22 protein-coding genes and 1 pseudogene are annotated in these 23,997 nt (G+C 41.1%); 22 read left to right on the forward strand and 1 reads right to left on the reverse strand.

Annotated elements, in window-relative coordinates; translation table 11 throughout:
- The first annotated feature begins 200 nt into the window (after positions 1-200).
- From NCY57_RS08145 to NCY57_RS08155, 3 genes are all read left to right on the forward strand, one after another.
- Positions 201-956: a fibronectin type III domain-containing protein gene (locus NCY57_RS08145; protein ID WP_059086380.1), complete on the forward strand. Its 756-nt coding sequence runs from the start codon at positions 201-203 to the stop codon at positions 954-956.
- Between the two features lie 209 nt (positions 957-1,165).
- Positions 1,166-1,969 carry a leucine-rich repeat domain-containing protein gene (locus tag NCY57_RS08150; protein ID WP_059086379.1) on the forward strand — a complete coding sequence of 268 codons (804 nt, stop codon included), beginning with the start codon at positions 1,166-1,168 and terminating at the stop codon, positions 1,967-1,969.
- A gap of 216 nt (positions 1,970-2,185) precedes the next feature.
- A complete protein-coding gene (locus tag NCY57_RS08155) occupies positions 2,186-2,812 on the forward strand; it encodes a hypothetical protein (RefSeq protein WP_059086378.1) in 627 nt (208 codons plus the stop codon).
- A gap of 118 nt (positions 2,813-2,930) precedes the next feature.
- Here NCY57_RS08155 and NCY57_RS08160 read toward each other — a convergent pair.
- Positions 2,931-3,317 (reverse strand): annotated as a pseudogene (locus NCY57_RS08160) (ATP-binding protein); the annotation flags it as partial.
- A 583-nt stretch (positions 3,318-3,900) separates the two neighbouring features.
- Here NCY57_RS08160 and NCY57_RS08165 point away from each other — a divergent pair.
- From NCY57_RS08165 to NCY57_RS08255, 19 genes are all read left to right on the forward strand, one after another.
- Entirely contained in the window at positions 3,901-5,214 is a 1,314-nt protein-coding gene (locus NCY57_RS08165) for a hypothetical protein (protein ID WP_059086376.1), read from the forward strand.
- A 35-nt stretch (positions 5,215-5,249) separates the two neighbouring features.
- A complete protein-coding gene (locus tag NCY57_RS08170; protein ID WP_059086375.1) occupies positions 5,250-6,611 on the forward strand; it encodes a hypothetical protein in 1,362 nt (453 codons plus the stop codon).
- 1 nt (position 6,612) lies between these two features.
- Entirely contained in the window at positions 6,613-6,969 is a 357-nt protein-coding gene (locus tag NCY57_RS08175) for a hypothetical protein (protein ID WP_059086374.1), read from the forward strand.
- A 15-nt stretch (positions 6,970-6,984) separates the two neighbouring features.
- Positions 6,985-8,586 (forward strand): WG repeat-containing protein, encoded by a 1,602-nt coding sequence (locus NCY57_RS08180; protein ID WP_059086373.1) that lies wholly within the window; start codon positions 6,985-6,987, stop codon positions 8,584-8,586.
- A 351-nt stretch (positions 8,587-8,937) separates the two neighbouring features.
- A complete protein-coding gene (gene eno, locus NCY57_RS08185; RefSeq protein WP_022426540.1) occupies positions 8,938-10,287 on the forward strand; it encodes a phosphopyruvate hydratase in 1,350 nt (449 codons plus the stop codon).
- 70 nt (positions 10,288-10,357) lie between these two features.
- The gene (gene secG, locus NCY57_RS08190; protein WP_021652956.1) at positions 10,358-10,591 is read left to right on the forward strand and encodes a preprotein translocase subunit SecG; all 234 of its coding nucleotides are present in this window, start codon (positions 10,358-10,360) and stop codon (positions 10,589-10,591) included.
- A 155-nt stretch (positions 10,592-10,746) separates the two neighbouring features.
- On the forward strand, positions 10,747-13,038 hold the full coding sequence (gene rnr / locus NCY57_RS08195; protein WP_173722712.1) for a ribonuclease R: 2,292 nt from the start codon (positions 10,747-10,749) through the stop codon (positions 13,036-13,038).
- Between the two features lie 11 nt (positions 13,039-13,049).
- Complete coding sequence (smpB, locus tag NCY57_RS08200) at positions 13,050-13,520, forward strand: SsrA-binding protein SmpB (RefSeq protein ID WP_021652954.1); 471 nt, start codon at positions 13,050-13,052, stop codon at positions 13,518-13,520.
- A 54-nt stretch (positions 13,521-13,574) separates the two neighbouring features.
- Positions 13,575-14,066: an acyl-CoA thioesterase gene (locus tag NCY57_RS08205; RefSeq protein ID WP_021652953.1), complete on the forward strand. Its 492-nt coding sequence runs from the start codon at positions 13,575-13,577 to the stop codon at positions 14,064-14,066.
- Positions 14,067-14,216: 150 nt separating this feature from the next.
- Positions 14,217-15,245 carry a hypothetical protein gene (locus tag NCY57_RS08210; protein WP_250789600.1) on the forward strand — a complete coding sequence of 343 codons (1,029 nt, stop codon included), beginning with the start codon at positions 14,217-14,219 and terminating at the stop codon, positions 15,243-15,245.
- A 14-nt stretch (positions 15,246-15,259) separates the two neighbouring features.
- The gene (gene pyrH / locus NCY57_RS08215) at positions 15,260-15,955 is read left to right on the forward strand and encodes a UMP kinase (protein WP_021976283.1); all 696 of its coding nucleotides are present in this window, start codon (positions 15,260-15,262) and stop codon (positions 15,953-15,955) included.
- Positions 15,956-15,998: 43 nt separating this feature from the next.
- Complete coding sequence (gene frr / locus NCY57_RS08220; RefSeq protein ID WP_015526785.1) at positions 15,999-16,550, forward strand: ribosome recycling factor; 552 nt, start codon at positions 15,999-16,001, stop codon at positions 16,548-16,550.
- 66 nt (positions 16,551-16,616) lie between these two features.
- Complete coding sequence (locus NCY57_RS08225) at positions 16,617-17,324, forward strand: isoprenyl transferase (RefSeq protein ID WP_250789601.1); 708 nt, start codon at positions 16,617-16,619, stop codon at positions 17,322-17,324.
- A 3-nt stretch (positions 17,325-17,327) separates the two neighbouring features.
- Positions 17,328-18,122 carry a phosphatidate cytidylyltransferase gene (locus tag NCY57_RS08230; protein WP_148448899.1) on the forward strand — a complete coding sequence of 265 codons (795 nt, stop codon included), beginning with the start codon at positions 17,328-17,330 and terminating at the stop codon, positions 18,120-18,122.
- 11 nt (positions 18,123-18,133) lie between these two features.
- Positions 18,134-19,276 carry a 1-deoxy-D-xylulose-5-phosphate reductoisomerase gene (dxr, locus tag NCY57_RS08235; protein ID WP_250789602.1) on the forward strand — a complete coding sequence of 381 codons (1,143 nt, stop codon included), beginning with the start codon at positions 18,134-18,136 and terminating at the stop codon, positions 19,274-19,276.
- Positions 19,277-19,286: 10 nt separating this feature from the next.
- Entirely contained in the window at positions 19,287-20,564 is a 1,278-nt protein-coding gene (rseP, locus tag NCY57_RS08240; protein ID WP_288162033.1) for an RIP metalloprotease RseP, read from the forward strand.
- Between the two features lie 241 nt (positions 20,565-20,805).
- Complete coding sequence (locus NCY57_RS08245) at positions 20,806-21,795, forward strand: LacI family DNA-binding transcriptional regulator (RefSeq protein ID WP_021652946.1); 990 nt, start codon at positions 20,806-20,808, stop codon at positions 21,793-21,795.
- A 1-nt stretch (position 21,796) separates the two neighbouring features.
- Positions 21,797-22,636: a carbohydrate ABC transporter permease gene (locus tag NCY57_RS08250; protein ID WP_021652945.1), complete on the forward strand. Its 840-nt coding sequence runs from the start codon at positions 21,797-21,799 to the stop codon at positions 22,634-22,636.
- Positions 22,637-22,676: 40 nt separating this feature from the next.
- Complete coding sequence (locus tag NCY57_RS08255; RefSeq protein WP_173733691.1) at positions 22,677-23,939, forward strand: ABC transporter substrate-binding protein; 1,263 nt, start codon at positions 22,677-22,679, stop codon at positions 23,937-23,939.
- Positions 23,940-23,997: the final 58 nt, after the last annotated feature.

Consider the following 23,997-nt stretch of genomic DNA (forward strand, 5'->3'; position numbering starts at 1 on the left):
ATTATGTACTTTACTATGTCTGTTTATGCAAATGACTAAAAAAAAGAAAAAAGTATGGTAAAATTAAAGTTACAAAAATTTAGGGGAGGGGAATGAGAAAATGGATAAAATAAAAAGATGTTTGCAATGTGGAAGAGGTGTCTCAGATTCTGTGGACAATGTGGTAAGAGAGTAAATTGAGAAAAGGAAGGAGCGATTTTATGTATTCAAGGATGAAAAGAAAATGTAGTTTTATTGTACTAGTAGTAATGGTAGTTAGTCTGCTTATGGTTTCTGGAACGCCGGTACATGCTGACAGTTACAGCTGGATGGAGAGTGCAAAGAAGGTAAAAATCAATAGTACGATCAAAGGAGTGGCACGGAATAATCAGCCCCCGACTCTCATGGATCCATGGGATAGCTATGAAGAGTACTTTTATTTTAAGGCCCCGGTAAAAATGAATATCACTATTACAGTAACTATGAAAGGAACCCAAGGTGTTTCAATGTCGTTATATAATAGCAGAGGAAATTATATGAGGGATAGTAACGATTGGTTATATAACAGATCTAAAAATCAGAATAGTACAATTCTGCGGAGTACTTGTAATGCAGGAGAATATTATATTCGTCTAACGGAACTTTATAATTCTAATTCAGAAAAACATCCGTATTCATTAACAGTCCAGGGAAAACTTTTAAATTCTGCAAAGATAACTAAAATACGAAAAGTTTCTTCCACAAAAGCTAAAATAATATGGAAAAATCTTGGAAATGTTACGGGATATGAGTTATTTAGAAAGAATTATGGAGGCAGTTATAAGAAGGTTGCAACAATAACGAGAAGGAGAAATTATTACATAGATAAAGGATTGAAACGCAGAAAGAACTATTATTATATTGTTCGTGCTTACAAAACAATTGATGGTAAAAAGGTATACAGTAATAATTCTGCAGTAACAAGGATTAAAATGTAGATACTTTAACCGAATCAAGTAAGCTCACTGTTTCAATTGCGAAAATAAATAAGCAGTGGGCGGAGACTTGCTTGTATCAGGAGGAGGGCAGGCTCCTTCTGATAAACTGCGAGGCAGTTATCCGGTTATGAACAAGTAGCGAAGCGGATTGCGAATATCCGTTTGACTAGAAATGAGAGAGAAAATATAAGAAAAATCAAGAGCTTTTGTTGGATGTTTTTTTACTTTCAATAGTTATTTCAACAAATAAGACAGAAGCAGCAGTACAGGATACTAATGAAGGTACATTGAATGTTCAATGGGAAGATGAAAACTTTGGTGAGTCAATTTGCAATGCTTTGAAAAAAGAAGAAGTCACATATGCAGATATTGAAGGAATAACAGGCATCAGTATCGATTCGCAGTATGTAGTGAAGTTGGATTGGAAAGATAAGACAGAAGAATACGTTTACAATTCAGGGAATGATATGTGTGAAATACTTGCATTGCAGGAATTTTCTACATTAGAGGATTTAAAGAAATTTCCTTATCTTCGTGAATTATGTCTGAATGAATGCATAGTTGATGATAATACTGCATTAGGAGAATTGACTAAATTAGAAAACCTGAAGTTGGATGGATATTCCATAGATTCCCTTGATCGTTTGAAAAATCTGACTGCATTAAAAAGTCTGATCATTCAGGGTGCGGAGTTCGAAGATTTACAGGCATTAAAAGAACTGACTAATATGGAAGAACTAAGGCTGCCTAATAATAATATCAAAAACATCGATGCTTTGGAGAAAATGACAAACCTGGAAGAACTCATATTATACGGGAATCAAATAAAGAATATATCTGCACTCAGAAAACTCTGCAAACTTAGGGTGTTAAAACTGGAAGGGAATCTGATAGAAGACGTAGAACCATTAATGAATTTAAAAAATCTTGAGAAATTAAGCTTAGGGGATAATCCAGTTAAAAATGTACAACTTCTTGAAAATCTTACGGGAACGGATATAGATTTGGAGTGAATGTAGAAAAAGAAGGAGATTATGTGGATTTGAGTACAGATAAAACACCACACTATGGAGTTGTAACAAGAGTAATTGATTCGAATAGTTTTGAAACCATAGAGTGTAATATATTTGGAGCTCCTTGCAAAATTATTGCAATGACACGCCGGAAATCCGATGAGAGAGGTATAGTTCGTTCTACGAAAACAAGATGATGATTAAGGGAGGGATATGATGAGAAAGATTAAAAAGTATTTTATTATAATATTACTAAGTATATTCACTTTAACAACTGTAGAAACTTCATCACTGAATTTTAGTGCATATATCGTTCAGGCAAAGGTTTCTTCTTCGACGAAGAGAAAAGCTCAAGAGGCATATCGAAAATTTCTGACGCAAAGGAGATACAGATATTTTACATTATGGGATATTGATAAAGATGGCTTGAAAGAACTTCTTGTTACCGATGGAAGAGAGCGAGTTGGAAATTCACCGATCAAAGCATATGCATATACTTATACACGGGGAAAACTGAGATATGCAGGTGAGATTGGGAGTCCTATGTCAGGAATAAGCTATAATTGTATAACAAAGCGTTTGCATGCATCTTGGGGTGGATGTGGAAATGTTGAATATTGGTATTATACCTTGACAAAGAATAAAAAAGTAAAACAGGTAATATGCGGTGCGTATGTAAATGGAGTAAAAAATGGAAATGTACAATACAAATGTTTATATAACAAGAAAAAAATTTCATTAAAAAAATGGAAACAGATAACAGATAAATGGATTAAACAAACAAGCACTTTGAAATATTATAGAAATACTACAAGTAACAGAAAAAAACATATGAAAATGTAAAAGTAATAATCACAGTAAAATAGGGAAGAGGTGCAAATTACGCTCAAACGGAATGCCAGTTCCGCTACTGCGGAACGGCTATTCCATTTTTAACGGTACGAAGTACCGCTAGATGATATCATTCTGTTTCACGCATATTTATACCGTTCATCTCCAGACGATATGTATGATGTTTATCTGTGATTCGTGTAAGGCACGCATCAGCGTAGGTATTATCAGCAAACATATCAAACCATGTACTGACTGGAAACTGTGAGATGACTACAGTTGATTTTCTTCTATCCCTGGTGTCAAGGATTTCAAAAAGATCCCGGCATTTATCAAGATTGAGATCCATAAGGCCAAAATCATCGATCACAAGAAGATCCAGCTTGGTCAGCTTATTCAGGTAATCCAGATTTGTGGATTTGATACGTGCCTGTTCCATTTCGCTCATAAGAGTGTTCACTTTTATATACTTTACACTCTTAGACTGCTTCATTGCAGTTACACAAAAAGTATTGATTGAAACAATCTCAAACCCTCAGCAGAACTGGGGAGACTCGTGGACACAAGGAGCGATAAATGTAGTATCAAATTAGAATGTGGGTCTAGCAAACCACATAAAAGACAACGGAGGTATCCATGGATAATCAAAGTTTAGCACATAGTAGGTATAATTGTACGTACCATATAAGAAGTGATGCCTTTATTGTTAGTAGAAGCAATACAGGCAACTACAAAAGTCTTGTGGATATCAATGCCACAGCAGATTTTGTACACGATTTTTAAAGTCATAGGGATTCCTTTCGGAACCGTGAGGTTCAGAGAATTATAGGGAGTAACGGCATTGACTGAACGCCTAAGCCATAAACGAGATTGTTTATACAAAGATAAGATTACGTGTTCAAAGTCACACTTATTTGTGCTTGAAAAGGCGGACTACACATATAAAAATACGGTCATCCGGCAAGCCGGACAGCCCACTCACCTCCCCGTGATTTACAGTATACCGAGATCCCTATAAGAAGAATTATAAAGAAAAAAACTCAGGAAAACATTTTCATAACGTTTTTTGTCTGAGTGAAGCGAAAGGAATGGATATAAATATGAAAAGAATAGTACAAATATGTTTGATAATGACAGGAATTTTTTTGGGAGTTTTTAATGTTTATGGATCTTCGACGTATCAGATTCTAAAAGATCAACAAATCGAATTTACGGATATTCTGGTAGAGGGAGATAGTTTAGTTCTGGTAAGAAATGAAAAAAATGGTTTTTCATCAGAAGGAATATATTTAGGTGTGTATAACTGTGTTGAGAGAATGTGGACTGTAGAATATCAGGCCTATGATGAATATTTGAAATCATCCTATTATGCAGGAGATGGAATATTCGCTTTGTCGGATGGAGAGACCACTACGTTATTAAATACTAAGACGCAGAAATTTTTGAAATTGGATATAAATGTTAATTTTAATGATCTTCATTTTTATAATGGATGTGCGGTGAGCGGAGCCAGAGAATCCTATGGAGATCAATTGTATGGAATTTATGAAATCGACGAAGATGGAAATTACCAAAATACCGGTATTACTGATTTTATTACCGAGGATAAAATATTGAGCCCGGATGATTTTGAGTTTGTATATGCGGATGGAAAGCAGGTTGTTTATATTTATGATGGGGAAGAGTTTTATATATATGATGTTGTTGCTGCAGAAGTTTACGACATTTACCATCCGGATTATGCTGATAAGTTCTGGCATGGGTGGACTGATACATTAAAAGTAAGTATATGTGGAGAAAAATATCTCGTTCTTTTAAATATGGAAGGTACTGATGGACAAAATTATTATGCGGTTATGGATTTTTATGGAAGTATGATTACGGAGGCAACGAAATGCGATTTGGCAATAGCAACGGAAAAAGGAAACATTGTAGTAAAAAATGGTAATGAATTAAATGAGATTGAGCTTGCTAAATTGGAGACACCAGAAAAACAGTCGTTAAATTTGATGCCTTTATTGGAAACAAACTGTTCTTGGAGAAATGAGCAAACGGCTGGAATGGATATTCAGGGAAATACTTATGGAAATGCAATAGAGTATTCTTTTGTCACTGATCCGTTTGGTACAGAAGAATACAGTACGTGCGATGCGTGGTATTTAGGGGAAAATTATTCAAGACTTACGGGAACCTGGTATTTTCCTGCAGATCAGATTCAAGATGGATTTGCACATATAAGATTAATAGGCGATGGAAATGTAATATATGATAATTCAGAGTTAAATGCAGATAATTGTCGGATCGATTTTGATATAGATGTAAGCGGAATCAGAGAGCTTAGTTTTGAATATAACGGGATTTGTGATATGACGGATATTTTGTTTGGCATGTCTGATGCTAAATTATGTAGTTGAGAGATTTTTAAATAAATGATAAAGGGGAAGAGAAAATGACAAAAGTTAAAAGGTGTTCACAATGTGGAAAAGAAGTGTCTCAAGGTGGTTCGTTTTGTCCGTTCTGTGGAAACATTATAAATGAGAATGTGAAGAGTGAAAGTAGAGAATCAGCTATATATGGGTTAGATGATGATACTCAAAAGAAATATCAAACTGATATAAATAAAAAATTACAAAAACAAAAACATCTGGAATATCAAAAAGAAAATTTATTAAAAAAGAAAAAGAGTTTGGGACTGAAAATTGATAATTACAGCAAGATTATACAAAAAGAGATTCCGAGTTGTGAACGAAATAAAACGGCACCGAATATGCCAGTTATAAAAATTGAGAATTCTAAAATGGACGTCAAATGGTATATAGCAGCATGTATTGCTGTTTTGGAATTTATTTCAGGATTCATGCCATGGGTGAGTTTATATTATGCGGATCTGTTTCAAGGTCAAACAATAAGTTGCGCAGGTATTTTTGATCTATTGAACGATATTTCAAAATTTGAAGATTGGACGAACTCAACACCAGAAGTGTTAAGAGTATTTGTATTTATTATTATGTTTGGTTTTGTAATGCTGTTTATTAATGGCTATTTTATAGCACAGGTCTTACAAAAAAGGGAATCTGAGGTAAGTGGAACGATAGCAGGTATCAGCGGAATTGTAGTATCAGTGGCTATCTTATTGTATAAAATTAGTATGGAAGAAGATGACTGGAGATGGATTTCAATTAATACGCAGGTTGGCGTTTGGCTGATGTTGCTTGCAGGAATCGCTTTGATTTGTGTGATTGTATTTTATAAAAGTGATACAGAAGCAGAGACAAAGAATAAATCAAACTTCGAATTTGAAGTGATGAATTATGATCCAGTTCTGCCGGTTCGAATGAAAACTCTTAAAATCAGAAAAGAAAATGATAAATTAATACTTGAATTGACGTATGCGGAATTTGAATGGGCAGGTATTGAGGAATTTATAGTAGATATTCAGTTAGTAAGATACGATGGCACTGTTAATACGTTTGTCCAAAATGCACTATTTGAGAAAAAAGGACAAAATTTCGCAAGATTCCAATTGCAGGATGCGGGATATGATCTGGATGGCATTGCAAGTGCAAGAGTAAACATTTTAGTTTATAACATATATAAAAGTCAGAAGAAACATGTGGAAAAAGGAAGTGGCTTTTCAGCATACAGTGATTATTCTGTTGATGAACTGCGTAGTGCAAGATTCGCGAATTCGAATATGGTGATGTGTATGGAAAAAAATATCGGGAAAAACCATCAGTGCTGCTGTGGACAGGTGTATTCCAATAAAAATAATAAATGCCCGCTTTGCGGAAAGGAAAGAAGGGATAAGTAGTATGAATGATACAGAATATAGAGAAAGATGCAGAGAGTTAGAAAAAAATATACATATGTTAGAATCTGAAGTCAATGTATTAAACAATGAATGTGAAAAGTTGTTGGATTTAAAAGAAAAGAGTCGAAATAGTCTGCAGATGTCTTCTTGTGGGAATAATCCGATATTTGTGGAAAAAGCACAAGTTAATATGGAGAAAGAAATTCCAACAATAGGTAAATCTCAAGACAAAAAAACAGAAGATAAATCTGAAATTTCACAAGACAAAAAAACGCAGATAAATCAATTCTGCCCGTATTGTGGAGCAGTAGTAAAAGGAATGCAATTCTGTGGACAATGTGGAAAAAGAGTAAACTGAGATAGAGAGGTGCGTATGAAGAAATGTCCGAAGTGTGGGAAAGAAAATATAGATGAGGCAAGATTTTGTACATGGTGCAGAGCAGAGTTGCCGGTGATATCAGAGAAAAAGAAAAATGATCTGGGAAGAATAATAGCAATCGTAATACTTATATCAGTTATTTGTGCATGTCTGGCCGGAGTATTTATGCTTTTTAAAGATAAAAACTCTGGGAAAGATCAAGGTGAAGCAATAGCACAGAAAGAAGAAAATAGACAAGTGGATAAAGACATATCTGCTGAAAAGAAGAGTTCTGGTGTATATGTGGCTCCTTTTATGAATAATGAAGGAAAGTGGGGCTATATAAACACAGATGGAGATGTAGTTATTGAATGTAAATATGATTCAGCATATGAATTTGATCAGGATGGATATGCGGTAGTTGGAATGCAGACAGATTCAGATGCAAGTGAATATTATACGATTTATGGATTGGTAAATACAGAGGGAGAAGAGATTATTCCTTTAGACTATAGCTATATTAACAGTTCAATTGGTTCTACTTGTGATAATTATGGATATAGAACTATAACCAGACTTCCGTATCCATTTGATTATGATGAGCAATATTCAGGAGTTATGGATAAGAATGGAAACATTATGATGTCTCCAGAGTATAGCAGTATATATAATATAGGTGATTCTGGATATTTTATTGCTTGTGAGTCTGAAACGGGAATGTATGGAATTATAGATGAAAATTACGAGTGGATTTGTGAAGCAGAATATTCAGATATTTATAAAGTGTGGGAGGATTCTACTGATAATTTAGTGAAAGTAAATGGAGAGTATCTGCTGATAGCAGAGTATGATTTTCAGGAAGGGCATGGTGCTGAGATTATAAATGAATATGGAGAAACTATTGTGCCAATGGAATATTATGATATAAATTCACAATGTGGAATGAATCGTTTAGTTGTTGAAAATTCTGAAGGATATTATGGCGCTATAGATTTGGAAGGTAATCTGGAAGTACCATGTCAATATGATGAATTAGGGAATTTTTCGTATGATAATGAGACCTATGCAATGAAAGATAATGCTGTTTTTATAGTAGACATTTATGGAAATGAGCGTTTTCTTACAAATGCAGATGAGTGTTGGCAGATGGATTCAAATCTTTATGAAGTAGGGATTAATGAGAACTGGAATGTTATTGATTCAAATGGTGAATATCTGTTTTCAGAAACTCATGATAATCATGAAGTAAATGAGAAGTATATTGCTGGCAATAACGAAGAGAAAAAACATGGTATGTTGATCTTAAAGTCAGGCGAGGTAGTTAACACAGAATATCAGAAATATATGCTTTCATATACAGTGCCGGATATAGTGGGAGTTTATGATGGGGCAAATTACGGAATGCTTGGTTCGAATGGAGAATTAATAGTCCCATGTAGCTATGATAGTTGTGAAATATCTGAAGATGGTGCATATATTACTGCTGACAGACAGAAGGATGAGTATGGAAATTATACAGAATGTACTTTGTTTGATAGCAATGGTAATAAAATAGAAACTTTTGATACGGGAATTTATAATGTAGGTGTTTTTCGGAAAATTTCAAACGCTGCATAAGTGAGTTAATAGAAATAAGAGAAGAAGTTTGAAACAAATAAGTAGAGGACAGCCAAAGAATAAAGGGCATGACAAATAAACCATCGTAAGAGGTGGTTTTGAAAAGTAAATATGGACACAACAACCTAAGTCAGTACCACCAGCAAAGCTGGTGGTACTGACTTTGTCCTGTGCTTTTTTATAGTAAGCATTTACCGTATACGTAAATTAGTGTAATATCCTCGTCCTTATCAACAGAACACGTATAGACCCAACCCTTTTCGGACAAGCTACCCTCATAAACATAAGAAAAAAATCAGAAAGTGCAGGAGATCATAAACAGTATTATTATTTTCAAGGAGGGAAAAACTTATGCTACGTTATCTGCCTGTTCGAAAAGTTCATGCAAGACAGGTCCTTGATTCCAGGGGGAATCCTACGGTGGAAGCGGAAGTGACTGTGGGTGAAGGAATCGTGGGGATTAACGGATACACAGGAAGAGCCATGGTGCCGTCCGGAGCATCCACAGGTAAATTTGAGGCTGTGGAGCTGCGGGACGGAAACCGGGAGGAATATCTGGGCCAGAGTGTGAAAAAAGCAGTGGAAAATATCAATACACGTCTGGCAGATGCCATTATCGGAGAGAATGCCCTGAACCAGGCATGGATCGATCATCTTCTGATCGAAACCGACGGAACGGAGAACAAAAGCAGCGCAGGAGCCAATGCCACGCTGGCAGTATCTCTGGCAGCAGCCCGTGCAGCAGCCGGGGCCCTTCGGCTTCCTCTTTATCAGTATCTGGGCGGCTGTCATACCCTGCAGCTCCCTGTGCCGATGATGAATATTTTAAACGGGGGAAAGCATGCGGACAATACGGTAGATCTTCAGGAGTTTATGATCATGCCAACAGGAGCTTGCTGTCTGGAAAAGGGTATCCGCATGTGTGCGGAAGTCTACCAGCACTTAAAGCTTCTTCTCCGGGAAAAAGGACTCTCCACAGCGGTTGGAGATGAAGGCGGCTTTGCTCCGGATCTTTCTGATTCGGAGGAAGTGCTTACCCTGATCGTTCATGCCATAGAAAAAGCAGGATATAAGCCAGGAGAGGAGATCACTATTGCCATTGATGCAGCCTCCAGCGAGCTTTATGATGAGGAAAAGGGTGTGTATTTTTTCCCTGGGGAGAGCCGCATGAAAGGAGAAAAGATCTACCGGGATGCCGGTGAGATGACAGAGTATTATGAAAAACTGGTGGAAAAATTTCCCATTGTTTCCATTGAAGACGGTCTCTGGGAGGATGACTGGGAAGGCTGGAAATATCTGACGGAACACCTGGGAAAAAAGATCCAGCTGGTAGGCGACGATCTGTTTGTCACCAATATCAAACGGCTGCACTGTGGCATCGGACTTGATGTTGCCAATGCTATCCTTATTAAAGTAAACCAGATCGGAACTCTCACGGAAACTCTGGATGCGGTGGAGATGGCTCAGCATGCCGGGTATCGTGCAGTGATCTCTCACAGATCCGGGGAAACAGAGGATTCCTTTATCGCAGATCTGGCAGTTGCCTGTGGGGCAGGACAGATCAAAACAGGCGCACCCTGCCGTTCGGACCGGAACGCCAAGTATAACCAGCTTCTGCGGATCCACGAACAGCTCGGAGCTCTTGGAAGATATAAAGATCCTTTTGCAAAAAAATCTCAGAAAAAGCCCTGCATAAAATAAACGGAAAATGGTTGAAATCCCGGTTTAGCTATGGTAAAATAACCTCTAGTTGATTAGGAGGTGTAACCGCGTGAACATTTTGAAGATTATTCTGACTGTAATTTATGCAATAGATTGTATCGCTCTGACTGTTGTCGTACTGATGCAGGAGGGCAAGCAGCAGGGTCTTGGCTCTATCGCCGGAGTAGCTGATACTTACTGGGGTAAGAATAAGGGCCGTTCCATGGAAGGTGGTCTTGTAAGAGGTACCATTATCATGGGAGTTATTTTCTTTGTACTGTCAATCGTACTGAACATTATCTGATCTGCCAGGGGCAGAACAGAAGTTGGTAACACTCTTGCTGCGTTAGCATGCAGAAGAAACTCGGATGGGGACTTCTTTTGTTAATCAGCAGGAGTGTTTTTGCGTTGATACAGGGGCACGGGTGAGCCTTCCTCCGGAATGATAACAGGGTAAAAATGAAATATAAATATGAAACAGGAGAAAATGTGAAAAGATCGAAAAATTTTGAAAAAAGAAAAAAGTTTATAATGGAGCTTCTGGGAGATCCGCTGTATAAGCCCATGCGCCTGCGTGAGATCGCATCTCTTCTTCAGCTGGATAAGAGTGAGAAAAAAGAGCTTTTTGACGTGCTGGACGAGCTTTGCGCCCAGGGCAAGGCTGAAGTAGATAATAAAGGAAGATACAGCAAGGTTTCCGGCAAGCGCAGAGACAGACGAAAGAATAAAGAAGCTCTGAAGGCAGAAAAGCCGGAGCGTGGCCGTAAGGGAAGAGAATGCAGAGAGAAGAATCATGAGGAATATCGTTTCTCCGAGAAGGACGGAACCATCATGGAGGGAACTTTTATTGGCCATTACAAGGGCTTTGGCTTTGTGGAAGTGGAGGGTCAGGAACAGGATATTTTTATTCCGGAAAATGACACGGGAAGCGCCATGCATCAGGATAAGGTGCAGATCCTTGTACGGAACGGACATAAAGAGGGAAAACGTCAGGAAGGCGTTGTGCTGAAGGTTCTGGAAAGGGGAATGCCTTCGATCGTGGGAACATACCAGAGCAGCCGTGATTATGGCTTTGTGATCAGTGATAACCCCAAATTTTCCAAAGATATCTTTATTTCCAGAAAAAACTCCATGGGAGCAAAGGACGGAGACAAGGTAGTTGCAGAGATCACAGATTACGGCTCCAGAAACCGGAAGCCGGAAGGAAAGATCACGGAGGTGCTGGGAAACTTACGTTCACCTGGAACAGATATCCTTGCTATTGTGAAGAGCTTTAACATACCAAGTGTATTTCCTGACAAAGTACTTCGTCAGGCTGACCGTGTGCCGGATCATGTACAGGAAGCGGATCTGGATGGAAGACTGGATCTCAGAAATCTTGTTACAGTTACCATTGACGGTGAGGATGCAAAGGATCTGGATGATGCCATTTCCCTGACAAAGGAGGATGGAATCTACCATCTGGGTGTGCACATCGCAGACGTGAGCAACTATGTTCAGGGCGGCAGTGCCCTTGACAGAGAGGCACTGAAGCGCGGAACCTCCGTCTATCTTGCAGACCGTGTCATTCCCATGCTCCCGGAGCGGCTTTCCAACGGTATCTGTTCTCTGAACCAGGGACAGGACCGTCTGACCTTAAGCTGTCTGATGGATGTTAATGAAAAAGGAAAGGTGATTTCCCATAAGATTGCAGAAACCGTGATCCGTGTAGATGAGCGTATGTGTTACACAGATGTGAAAAATATTCTGGAGGATACCGACGAGGTGGCGAAGAAACGCTATGAAGCTCTGATCCCCATGTTTTTCCTGATGAAAGAGCTTTCCGGGATCCTGCGCAGCCGCCGTCATACAAGAGGTTCCATTGATTTTGATTTTCCGGAGAGTAAGATCATCCTGAATGCGGCAGGAAGAGCTATTGATGTGCAGCCCTATGAGGCCAATGTGGCAACCAGGATCATTGAGGATTTTATGCTTCTTGCCAATGAAACTGTGGCACAGGAATACTGCACCGGAGATTATCCCTTTGTATACAGAACGCATGAAAATCCAGATCCGGAAAAGATTGAAAGTCTTCTGATGCTTCTTCATAATGAAGGAGTCAACATACAGAAATCCGGACAGGAGATCACGCCTGGTGAGATCCAGGAGATCCTGGAAAGTATTGAGGGAATGCCCAATGAGGCACAGATCAGCCGCCTGACCTTGCGTACCATGAAACAGGCAAAATATACTACGGAATGCAGCGGACATTTCGGACTTGCAGCGAAGTATTACTGCCACTTTACTTCTCCGATCCGAAGATATCCGGATCTTCAGATCCACAGGATCATCCATGACCGTCTGAGAGGCAGACTGGTAAGGGAAGGACGTACCGAGCATTACAAGGAGATCCTGGATGAAGTAGCACGCCAGTCCAGTGTGTGCGAACGGCGTGCAGACGAAGCAGAAAGAGAATCCGATAAGCTGAAGAAAGCAGAGTATATGTCCTATCATCTCGGAGAGGAGTATGAGGGGATCATCTCCGGCGTTACAGGATGGGGACTTTATGTGGAGCTTCCGAATACCGTGGAAGGACTGATCCATATCAATACATTACGAGATGACTATTATGTATTTGACCAGGATGCATATGAACTGCGGGGAGACATGACAGGAAAGATCTTCCGTCTTGGGCAGAAGGTCCGTGTCCGTGTGGCAGATGCGGATAAAATGCTGAAAACCGTGGATTTTGTCCTGGCTGAGGAAGACTGAGGGAGCGCGAAATGGCAAAAAAAACAGGAATGAAACTGATCGCAAATAATAAAAAGGCTTTTCATGATTATTTTATCGAGGATACTTATGAGGCCGGGATCGCACTTGCAGGAACCGAGGTGAAATCCTTACGTTCCGGTAAATGCAGCATCAAGGAGGCCTTTGTCCGTGTGGAAAACGGAGAAGTTTATGTATATGGAATGCATATCACTCCTTATGAGAAAGGAAACATTTTTAACAAAGATCCTCTTCGTGTGCGTAAGCTTTTGCTGCATCGCTACGAGATCAATAAGATCGAAGCTAAATTAAAGGAAAAAGGATTGACTTTGGTACCACTGAAGGTTTATTTCAAGGACAGCCTGGTAAAAATAGAGATTGGCATGGCACGTGGTAAAAAGCTTTATGACAAGCGCCAGGATATTGCAAAGAAGGATCAGAGAAGAGAAGCGGAGCGAGACTTTAAAGTAAAAAATCTTTATTGATCGGCTGGTTTCAACTGAAAAAGTAAAAGTATGATAAAATGCGGGGAATGAGAAATGACAGAGGTACAGGAAAGACGTAAAAAAACGGTAGAAGCATCGATGACGGAGCAGGTTCATCTGATCATGCAGCAGCATCTGAACGGAGGCGGAAGACTTTTTGGCGGAGCACTGATGCAGTGGCTGGATGAGGTTGCCGGAGTGGTAGCTATGCGTCATGCGGAGACATATCGGGTGGTAACTGCGGCAGTGGACAATCTTCAGTTCAAGCATGCGATCTATGAGGGAGAGATCGTAGTACTTAAGGGATATGTGACTTATGTGGGAAGAACTTCCATGGAGGTCGAGATCGATACGTATGTGGAACAGCCGGATGGCATGCGTCATACTGTAAACCGGGCATTTTTTGTGATGGTGGCTGTAGATGAAGACCAGAAACCGATCCAGGTGCCGGAACTGATCATTACCACAGAAGCGGAAAAAGCCCGGAATGAAGCTGCGAAAATGCGCCGTGATATGCGCAGACAGCGAAGGGAAAACGGGTTCTGACCTCAGCTGTTCCAATTTTTGACATAGTTTAAAATATCTAAAGATTCTGTGAAATTCAGAACGGTCAGGTTGACAAGAAAGTGATACTCTGTAATAATAGAAAAGGAAAACCTGACAGCGAATAGGACCATTTTATATGGAGGAGATATAATGAAAAAACGTTATTTGATTCTTGCCGGAATTCTTGCAGCGAGCATGCTTGCAGCCGGTTGCGGAAAGAAGAACTCTGTGGCACCGGAGCAGAAGGTGGAGGCAACGGCAACCCCGACGGTAACGGAAGCTGCGAAAACGGATGTGGTGGAGATGCAGACCTCTACGGATGAAACAGCAAATATCAAGAACGTAATGGGAACCAAGAGTGAGACCACTACCAGTATTGTATTTACCAATAAGATGAATTCCACGATTTCTGCAATTTATGTCCGTCCTACCAGAGATGATGGCGATGACAGTGATGAGACCTGGGGAAGCGATCTTGTAAATGGTAAATTCACACTGGCTTCCAACGACAAGGTTGTTTATTATATGGAGAAGAGCCAGAAGGACGATAACGGAGATACAGCAACAAGCTTTGATGTAAGGATCACATTTACTGACGAAGAGCAGAATGAATGTTTCTTCCGCCAGCTGCCGCTTCTGACGATCTCACAGCTGAGCCTGTGCATGGATGGTGAGGGTGAAGACGGAATCCCATATGCTACATATCTGGCGAGCGGAAGCACTAAGGAGGTGTCTACCCTGAAGGATGTAAAGGCAAGGCTTGGCATTGAGGATGACAGTGAAAGTGACAGTGACAGTACAGATTCTTCAGACAGTACGGCTGTGACTCCGACTCCGGAGAGTTCTGATGATAATGGAGACAGTACAGACAGCAGTTCGTCCGGCAGTTCGGACTCCACATCCACACCGGATCCAACATCTGCACCAGCTTCCTCTGATTCTTCCGATGCACCGGATCCTACGGAAGCACCATCCGGCGAGGATGATCCGGCATCTGTAGCAGCAAGATATATCGGTCAGTCCATGTCTGAGCTTGAGAATGCATGCGGCAGCCCAAATGGCAGTGATTATGAGGACGAGCCGGAGTCCGGTAAGACAGGTTATTATTATTATGATACGTTTACGGTATCCACAACTTTTGACAATGACGGCAATGAAGTTGTATCCGGCGTATGGTAAAGGAGAATAAACATATGAAAAGAGTGTTACTGAAATTAAGCGGAGAGGCTCTTGCAGGAGAGCAGAAGAGAGGCTTTGATGAAGCAACTGTTACAGAGGTTGCCAAACAGATCAAGACGATCGTGGATGAAGGACTTCAGGTTGGTATCGTGATCGGAGGTGGAAACTTCTGGAGAGGACGTACCAGCGGAGCCATGGACAGAAGCAAGGCGGATCAGATCGGCATGCTTGCTACTATCATGAACTGTATCTATGTGTCTGACATCTGCAGATATGTGGGACTTAAGACAGAGGTGTTTACCCCGTTTGTATGTGGTGCATTTACCACACTTTATTCCAAGGATGCTGTAGAAGAGAGCTTCGCAGAAGGAAAGGTTGTATTCTTTGCAGGTGGTACCGGCCATCCGTATTTCTCTACAGATACAGCTACTGTACTTCGTGCTGTTGAGATCGGCGCAGATGCCATTCTTCTTGCCAAGGCTGTTGACGGAATCTATGACAGTGATCCGAAGGTAAATCCGGATGCCAAGAAGTATGATGAGATTTCCATCGATGAAGTAGTTGCAAAGAAGCTGGCAGCTATGGATCTTACCGCTTCCATCATGTGTATGGAGCAGAAGATGCCGATGCTGGTATTCGGTCTTGATGAAAAGGACAGCATCGTCAATACCGTACATGGCAAGTTCTCCGGAACAAAGGTAACCGTGTGATCAAAAGGGAATAATAAAAAAACCATACAGGGAGATATGTGAAATGGATGAGAGAATTCAGGTATACGAAACAAAAATGGGAAAAACACTGAATGCTTTGGAGAGTGAGCTGACAACCATCAGAGCCGGCCGTGCAAACCCGCATATTCTTGACAAACTTACCGTAGATTATTATGGAGCACCGACTCCGCTCCAGCAGGTTGCAAACATTTCTGTACCGGAGGCACGTATGATCCAGATCCAGCCGTGGGAATCCAGCATGATCAAAGCGATCGAGAAAGCGATCCTTTGCTCTGATCTGGGATTAAACCCGAGCAACGATGGAAAAATGATCCGTCTTGTTTTCCCGGAGCTTACCGAGGAACGTCGTAAAGAGCTGGTGAAGGACGTTAAGAAAAAAGGCGAGGGTGCCAAGGTTGCAGTAAGAAATATCCGTCGTGATGCCAACGATGCATTTAAGAAACTTGCAAAACAGGATGTTTCTGAGGATGAGATCAAAGAGCTTGAGGATCAGATCCAGAAACTTACAGATAAGTACATCAAGGAAGTTGACAAGGCGATCGAGAACAAGTCTAAAGAGATTCTGACTGTATAATTGTAAGAAATACGAGGATAGAGAGGGCTTCTTTGAAGAAGCTCTCTTTCTGTATGGAGGAGATTTATGAACGTACCAAATCATATCGCGATCATTCTGGACGGAAACGGACGTTGGGCAAAGGAACGAGGAATGCCGAGAACCTACGGACATGTAAAGGGATGCGCCAATCTTGAAAACATTTGTTATGATATCAAAGACCTTGGGGTGAAATATCTTACGGTTTACGCTTTTTCCACAGAAAACTGGAAACGCTCCAGAGAAGAAGTGGAAGCACTGATGAAACTGTTCCGCGGTTATCTTAAGAAATGTATCAAGATTTCCAAGAAAAATAATATGAAGATGAAAGTCATCGGAGATGTTACTGCCTTTGCACCGGATATCCAGCAGAGTGTCCGGGAACTGGAGGAATATTCCAAAGATTTTGACGGTATTTATTTTCAGCTGGCATTAAATTACGGAAGCCGTGATGAGATCCGCCGTGGAATGCAGAGGATGGCACAGGATGTAAAAGACGGAAAGGTTAAGCCGGATGGCATTACAGAAGATACGATTGAGAGCTATCTGGATACTGCAGGTGTACCGGATCCGGATCTTTTGATCCGCACAAGCGGTGAGCAGCGGCTTTCCAATTTCCTGCTTTGGCAGCTTGCCTATTCCGAGTTTTATTTTACACCGGTTGCGTGGCCGGATTTCAATAAAGAAGAGCTGATCAAAGCCATCGAGAAATATAATCAGAGAGACAGACGTTACGGTGGCGTCAAGGAGGAGTAGATCATGTTTAAGACAAGACTGATAAGTGGTATCATCCTTGTCATCATTGCCCTGGCAACCATTATTTCCGGCAGCTGGATCCTGTTTTTTACACTTCTGGTTGTTTCACTGATCGGAATGAGAGAGCTTTACAAGGTAATGAAGGTAAGTGATGAGCACATTACTGTGCTGGAACTTGTGGGATATCTTGGAGCAGTGCTTTATTATATTGCTATGAAATTTGATTTTGGAAGTTATGGAACAATGGCGATCATCATCAGTATGATCCTGATTCTGTTTGTCTATGTATTCGGTTATCCGAAATACCGTGCGGAACAAGTGATGGCAGCATTTTTTGGAGTGATATATGTTGCGGTGATGCTTTCCTTTATCTATCTTACCAGAAGCCTCCCGGACGGAAAATTCCTGGTATGGCTGATCTTCTTATGCTCCTGGGGCTGTGATACCTGCGCTTACTGTGTGGGAATGCTCATCGGCAAACATAAGATGGCGCCGGTTTTAAGCCCGAAGAAATCCATCGAGGGAGCTGTAGGCGGCGTTGTGGGAGCGGCACTTCTTGGAGTGATCTATGCAGCGGCCACACAGGGAAAAATGGCGGAGTATGCCCTGATTTGTGCAGTTGGAGCCCTGATCTCCATGGTAGGTGATCTGGCAGCATCTGCGATCAAGAGAAATCAGAACATTAAGGACTATGGTAAGCTGATCCCGGGCCACGGAGGAATTCTGGACCGTTTTGACAGCGTGATTATCACAGCTCCTGTTATTTACTATCTTGCAAAAACGATTCTTGGAATTTAGGAGATATTGAAATGAAGAATATTGCAATCTTAGGTTCTACCGGTTCCATCGGAACTCAGACACTGGATGTGGCAAGAAAAAATGAAGATCTTCGTGTTGTTGCGGTCAGTGCGGGAAAAAGTGTGGAGAAACTGGAAGAACAGATCCGGGAGTTTCATCCACTTCTGGCTGCAGTCTGGGATGAAAAGGCAGCCCGGGACCTGAAAACACGTATTGCGGATACGGACACAAAGGTAGTCAGCGGAATGGAAGGACTTCTGGAACTTGCGTCCATGCCGGAATCCGATATCCTTGTCACTGCGATCGTGGGAATGATCGGGATTCGCCCTACCATGGAGGGAATCCGTGCCGGAAAGGACATCGCCCTAGCGAATAAGGAAACCCTTGTCACAGCCGGTCATCTGATCATGCCAATGGCAAAGGAATACGGCGTATCCATCCTCCCGGTTGACAGTGAACACAGTGCCATTTTCCAGGCTATCCATGGAGAAGAAAACGAAGAGATCCATAAACTTCTGATCACGGCATCCGGCGGACCATTCCGCGGACGTACCACAGAAGAACTTCGAAATGTTACGGTTGCGGATACTCTGAAACATCCAAACTGGGTAATGGGACGGAAGATCACCGTAGATTCCGCGACCCTGGTAAACAAAGGTCTGGAAGTTATAGAGGCCAAGTGGCTGTTTGACATGGACCTGGATCATATTCAGGTGGTGGTACAGCCACAAAGTATCATTCATTCCATGGTGGAATTTAAAGACGGCGCGATCATGGCACAGCTTGGAACTCCGGATATGAGACTTCCGATCCAGTACGCTCTGTACTATCCACACAGACGTTATCTGGATGGAGACCGTCTTGATTTCACGAAACTTCGTGAGATCACATTTGAGGTTCCGGATATGGAGACATTCCGCGGACTTCCTATGGCAATCCAGGCATCCCGGGAAGGGGGAAGTATGCCGACTGTCTTTAATGCGGCCAATGAGCTTGCAGTAAAGAAATTCCTGGAAGAAAAGATTGGCTTTCTGGATATTTATGAGATTATTGCACAGTCTATGGAAAGACATAAAAAAATCGCACATCCGGATCTGGATGAGATCCTTTCTGTAGAGCAGGATACTTATCAGTGGATCGAAAGCAGGTGGTAAATTGAGATTTGTGATTGCTGTAATTATTTTCAGTGTTGTGATACTGATCCATGAGCTGGGACATTTTCTTCTGGCAAAAAAGAACCATATCGAGGTATTGGAATTTTCTCTTGGTATGGGACCCAGGATCATAAGTACGGTAAAGGGCGGCACACGTTATTCCGTGAAACTGTTTCCTCTTGGAGGTTCCTGCGCCATGGCCGGAGAGGATGCGGAAGATGACAGTCCGGGAACCTTTAATTCGGCTCCTGTGTGGGGCAGGATCGCAGTGGTTGCTGCAGGTCCGGTATTTAATTTTCTGCTGGCATTTGTTTTGTCTGTGATCATTGTAGGCTGTATGGGCTATGATCCGGCAACCGTATTAGAAGTAACCCAAAATTCTGCTGCGGAAAAGGCCGGATTGAAAAAGGGCGATGTGATCACGGAATATCAGGGCTACCATATTGATCTGGGGAAAGATCTTTATGTATATTCGTATCTCAACGAACTGAAAGAGGGAGATACCATCCGGCTGAAAGTAAAACGTGATGGAAAGGAACAGGAGATTTCCTATAAACCAGATGTAAATGTGCGGTATCTTCTTGGCTTTAACCGTTCCGATGTAAATTCCATGACAGTGGAATCACTGATCAAGGGAATGCCACTGGAAGAGGCAGGTCTGGAAGCCGGCGATGTGATCACGAAGATCAATGGTGTGGAGGTCCCGGATGGAAATGCATATGAAAAATACATCGAGGAGCATCCGTTATCCAAGGAACCTGTGACGATCACCTATGAGCGTAACGGACTGGAATATGAGGCAGAGATAACACCAAGGGAATACAGAACACCGGTTTCCGGTTTCGGATATAACACATACAGTGAAAAGACTTCCGGCTTTAATGTTCTGAAATATGGTGCTGTGGAAGTGAAATACATGATCCGTACTACGATCTTAAGCCTGAAAGAGCTTGTGACCGGTCACCTTGGAATGAAAGACTTAAGTGGTCCTGTGGGTATTGCGGATGCCATTGGCGACACTTACGAACAGTCCAAGAGTGAGGGAACGCTGATGATCTGGATGAATTTGTTGAATATGGCAGTTCTTCTTTCTGCAAACCTGGGAGTGATGAACCTTCTTCCTCTTCCTGCGCTGGATGGAGGAAGGCTGGTATTTCTGGTGGCAGAAGCGATCCGGAGAAAACCGGTAAACCGTCAGGTAGAAGGCATGATCCATTTTGCAGGGCTGATGCTTTTGATGGCGTTGATGGTTATCGTTATGTATAATGATATTCTGAAGATATTCTGATGAGGATTATGAAGTAAAGATATATAAAAGATGGAATGGTCAGGAAGATGTCCGGATTGTTCCATCTTTTTTTAATGAAACATATGAAACCAAGATGAAACACATGAAACAAGATTGACATTCTATTTGTAACTTTGTACAATCAAAAATGTAGATAGCGATATTAAATCGTGCAAAATACTAAAAGAAATAAGGAATAAATCTCAAATAATAAGAAAAAATCACATAAGGAGATGAGACAATGGCAGGTACAATCAGAAAGGTTGCACAAATGGCACATGTGTCTCCAGCAACTGTTTCAAGATATTTTTCAGGACAGAATGTAGTGAGTGATGAATTATCCAGAAGAATTGAGGAGGCAGCTAATACGGTTGGTTATGTGCCAAATCATCCAACACGTAAGTCAGATGGTGTGATCGTAGTTCTGATTCCTAATCTGGAATTTGGATATTTCAGTGAATCCATAAAGGAGATTATCCGGCAGATGCCAAAATACAAATGTAGAGTGATATTTCTTCCTACATTTCCGGGAGATGATAGTTATAAGAGTATCCTGAAGGAATTGTATGTGATGGGAGTTATTTATCTGGAGGAGGAGATTGACCGTGAGGTGATACGATATATCCGGGCAAAGAATATCAAAGTGGTTATGCTGGGAGGCGCAGCTTTTGACAGCAGATGCGATATGGTACACATTAACGATATGATGGCTGCTTACGAGGGAATGAAATATCTTCTTGAAATGGGACACAGGGAGATACTGATTCTGACTGATCTTTCTACAAGCATCAGTTCAGGATTCCAGCGGTTAGTTGGCTGTAAGAAGGCAATGGAGGAATATGGACTTATGTTCAGTGATGACATGGCAGAATACGGTCAGCTTACCTTCGAAAAAGGCTATCGATCTATGAACAGTGCATTGCGAAAGAAAAAGAAGTTCACTGCAGTGTTTGCTTTTTCCGATGAGACTGCGGTAGGAGCAATTACAGCGCTAAATGAACATGGTTTGAAGGTTCCGGAAGATGTATCCGTTTTGGGATTTGATGGATTAAGTATATCAGAGCGGGTGGTTCCTAAACTTACTACGATTTATCAGCCACTGGATAAGATGGTGGAATGGACTCTTGAGATTTTGTGTAACAAAAGTAGAAACAGAGAAGAAAATATAGAGTATACACTACCCTATAAATTATTGGAAAGAGGAACTGTACTCAGAAGGGAGGAAATATAAAATGGGGGGGAAGAGCTTTAAAGATATTCTTTGGAAAATATTTAGATTTGTTTTCCTGGGATTTATGGCACTGATTTCAGTAGGACCATTAGTATGGATCGTGATGTCATCCTTTAAATCCAATAAGGAGATCCTATCATCTGCATTTGCACTGCCTACATCATTAAGCTTTAATGGGTATAAGGCTGCATTGGATTTGGCTCCAATTTTTAAGTTTTATGGAAACAGTGTTGTGATTTCTTTCACAAGTACCCTGCTAAATATCCTGATTGTTTCCATGGCTGCCTATGTGTTGGCCAGATATACGTTTAAGGGAAGTACCTTTATCACATTGCTTTTATCTGCGTCTCTTCTTGTACCTACTTCAGCACTTCTGATGCCAATCTATAAGATCATGATGGGAATCGGAATGTTTGATACAAGGTCAGGGCTTGTACTTGTGTATGCGGCACTGGGACTTCCTACTTCACTTTTCGTATTCAAAAGCTATTTTCAGGGCATCCCCAAGGAACTGGAAGAAGCTGCCTATATTGACGGAGCCGGGTTTTATCGGACATTCTTTGTAATTGTATTTCCATTGGCTAAATCAGGACTTGCAACAGGGGCAATTTTACAGTTCCTGACGTCATGGAATGAGTTCATGTTCGGACTCGTTCTTACCAAAAGCACAGAAGTAAGGACCCTTCCTCTTGCTCTGAATTATTTTACATCTCAGTTTTCGTTTAACTATACAGCGATGTTTGCGGCATTGACTATGGTAATTCTACCAAGTATCGTAATCTATGTATTGCTGCAGGAACAGGTTACTACCAGTATGGTAGCAGGATCTGTCAAAGGTTGAAGATGAAAATTTATAAATTATATAAAAGGAGGCAATTAATATGAAAACAAAAAAGGTGATGGCCACAGTATTGTCAGCAGTGACAGCATTATCCATGGCAGGAGGCATGACCACAACAGTAAAAGCGGATGATGTGACAGAAATCACATTTCCTACATCCTGGGTTGGTGTCAGTGTTAATACAGAATGGTTCCAGGATCGTCTGGAAGCTTTTAATGAGGAGTACGGTGACAGTATCAAGGTCAATGTGGAAGAAATCGCAGGTGATCAGAACTATGTGGATAAGCTGAAAGTTCTGTATTCTTCCAATTCTCTTCCGGATACATTCAGTACAGGTGGATATAATCTGATTGATTCAATGAAGGATCAACTTGTCGACCTTACTGATTATGTAGATGATGACTGGAAAAAACTTGCAACTGATGCATGCTGGGATGTAAACTCCCGCGATGGTAAGATTTATGGAATTCCTTATACCAGACAGGTAATAGGATACTTCTACAACAAAGATCTCTTTGCTCAGGCAGGAATTGAGAAACCGGCAAAGACATGGGACGAGTTCTTTGAGCAGTGTGACAAGCTTCTGGATGCAGGCATTACACCGCTTTCCATGGATACTGCAGATTCCGGTTGGGTAACTTCACTGATGCTTGGTGCTATGATTGGTGAGAGCGATGAGGGAGAACAGTTTATGAATACCATGCTCCCGACAGATTATAATACAAAAGAATTTATCGATGCAGCAACCAGGATTCAGACCATGTTTCAGAAATATACAACTCCGGATGCAGTTGGTGGAAAATATGAGAATGCTGCAAGCAACTTCTTTATGGGACAGACAGCTATCATTGCAAATGGTCCTTGGATGATTAGCGATTTCTATGATACTTCTATGGTTGAAGATGGATTTGCAGATAAAGTCGGTACTGCAATGTATCCTGGTGATGTTATGTATAACAGTGGAAAAATTGGCTTTAATGTTGCTTCCAAGGATGAGAAAACACTGGATGCAACTCTTACATTTGTAAAATTCCTCACAAATGAGGAGAGCCAGCTTAAAATGCTTGAAATTACAGGCGATATTCCGGCTATGGAGGGTCTTACATCTGATAATGTAAAGCCACTTGTAAATGAAGTCATCGCAAACGGCGATAAAGCAGCGCACAGTATTAATGATTTCCAGAGCCTTTGGTATGCAAATGTAGTGGATGAGATCAGTATTCAGTATCCGCTTCTTGCGCAGGGTGAAATTACTCCGGAAGAGTTCGCACAGGCTCTTACAGACGCTGCACAGAAAAACTGATAATTATATGATTTCCGCGGCTTCGGCAGGACATACCTTCTTCTGAAGTCGCCGGAGG

Origin of the sequence: Blautia sp. MB18-30 (assembly GCF_023669475.1) — a bacterium.
GTDB classification, from domain to species: domain Bacteria; phylum Bacillota; class Clostridia; order Lachnospirales; family Lachnospiraceae; genus Blautia_A; species Blautia_A fusiformis.

Bases quoted from the DNA above. Each gene is read 5' to 3' on its own strand.
- NCY57_RS08145 (WP_059086380.1), top strand. From the start codon at position 201: ATGTATTCAAGGATGAAAAGAAAATGTAGTTTTATTGTACTAGTAGTA.
- NCY57_RS08155 (WP_059086378.1), top strand. From the start codon at position 2,186: ATGAGAAAGATTAAAAAGTATTTTATTATAATATTACTAAGTATATTC.
- NCY57_RS08165 (WP_059086376.1), top strand. From the start codon at position 3,901: ATGAAAAGAATAGTACAAATATGTTTGATAATGACAGGAATTTTTTTG.
- NCY57_RS08170 (WP_059086375.1), top strand. From the start codon at position 5,250: ATGACAAAAGTTAAAAGGTGTTCACAATGTGGAAAAGAAGTGTCTCAA.
- NCY57_RS08175 (WP_059086374.1), top strand. From the start codon at position 6,613: ATGAATGATACAGAATATAGAGAAAGATGCAGAGAGTTAGAAAAAAAT.
- NCY57_RS08180 (WP_059086373.1), top strand. From the start codon at position 6,985: ATGAAGAAATGTCCGAAGTGTGGGAAAGAAAATATAGATGAGGCAAGA.
- eno (WP_022426540.1), top strand. From the start codon at position 8,938: ATGCTACGTTATCTGCCTGTTCGAAAAGTTCATGCAAGACAGGTCCTT.
- rnr (WP_173722712.1), top strand. From the start codon at position 10,747: ATGAAATATAAATATGAAACAGGAGAAAATGTGAAAAGATCGAAAAAT.
- smpB (WP_021652954.1), top strand. From the start codon at position 13,050: ATGGCAAAAAAAACAGGAATGAAACTGATCGCAAATAATAAAAAGGCT.
- NCY57_RS08205 (WP_021652953.1), top strand. From the start codon at position 13,575: ATGACAGAGGTACAGGAAAGACGTAAAAAAACGGTAGAAGCATCGATG.
- NCY57_RS08210 (WP_250789600.1), top strand. From the start codon at position 14,217: ATGAAAAAACGTTATTTGATTCTTGCCGGAATTCTTGCAGCGAGCATG.
- pyrH (WP_021976283.1), top strand. From the start codon at position 15,260: ATGAAAAGAGTGTTACTGAAATTAAGCGGAGAGGCTCTTGCAGGAGAG.
- frr (WP_015526785.1), top strand. From the start codon at position 15,999: ATGGATGAGAGAATTCAGGTATACGAAACAAAAATGGGAAAAACACTG.
- NCY57_RS08225 (WP_250789601.1), top strand. From the start codon at position 16,617: ATGAACGTACCAAATCATATCGCGATCATTCTGGACGGAAACGGACGT.
- NCY57_RS08230 (WP_148448899.1), top strand. From the start codon at position 17,328: ATGTTTAAGACAAGACTGATAAGTGGTATCATCCTTGTCATCATTGCC.
- dxr (WP_250789602.1), top strand. From the start codon at position 18,134: ATGAAGAATATTGCAATCTTAGGTTCTACCGGTTCCATCGGAACTCAG.
- NCY57_RS08245 (WP_021652946.1), top strand. From the start codon at position 20,806: ATGGCAGGTACAATCAGAAAGGTTGCACAAATGGCACATGTGTCTCCA.
- NCY57_RS08250 (WP_021652945.1), top strand. From the start codon at position 21,797: ATGGGGGGGAAGAGCTTTAAAGATATTCTTTGGAAAATATTTAGATTT.
- NCY57_RS08255 (WP_173733691.1), top strand. From the start codon at position 22,677: ATGAAAACAAAAAAGGTGATGGCCACAGTATTGTCAGCAGTGACAGCA.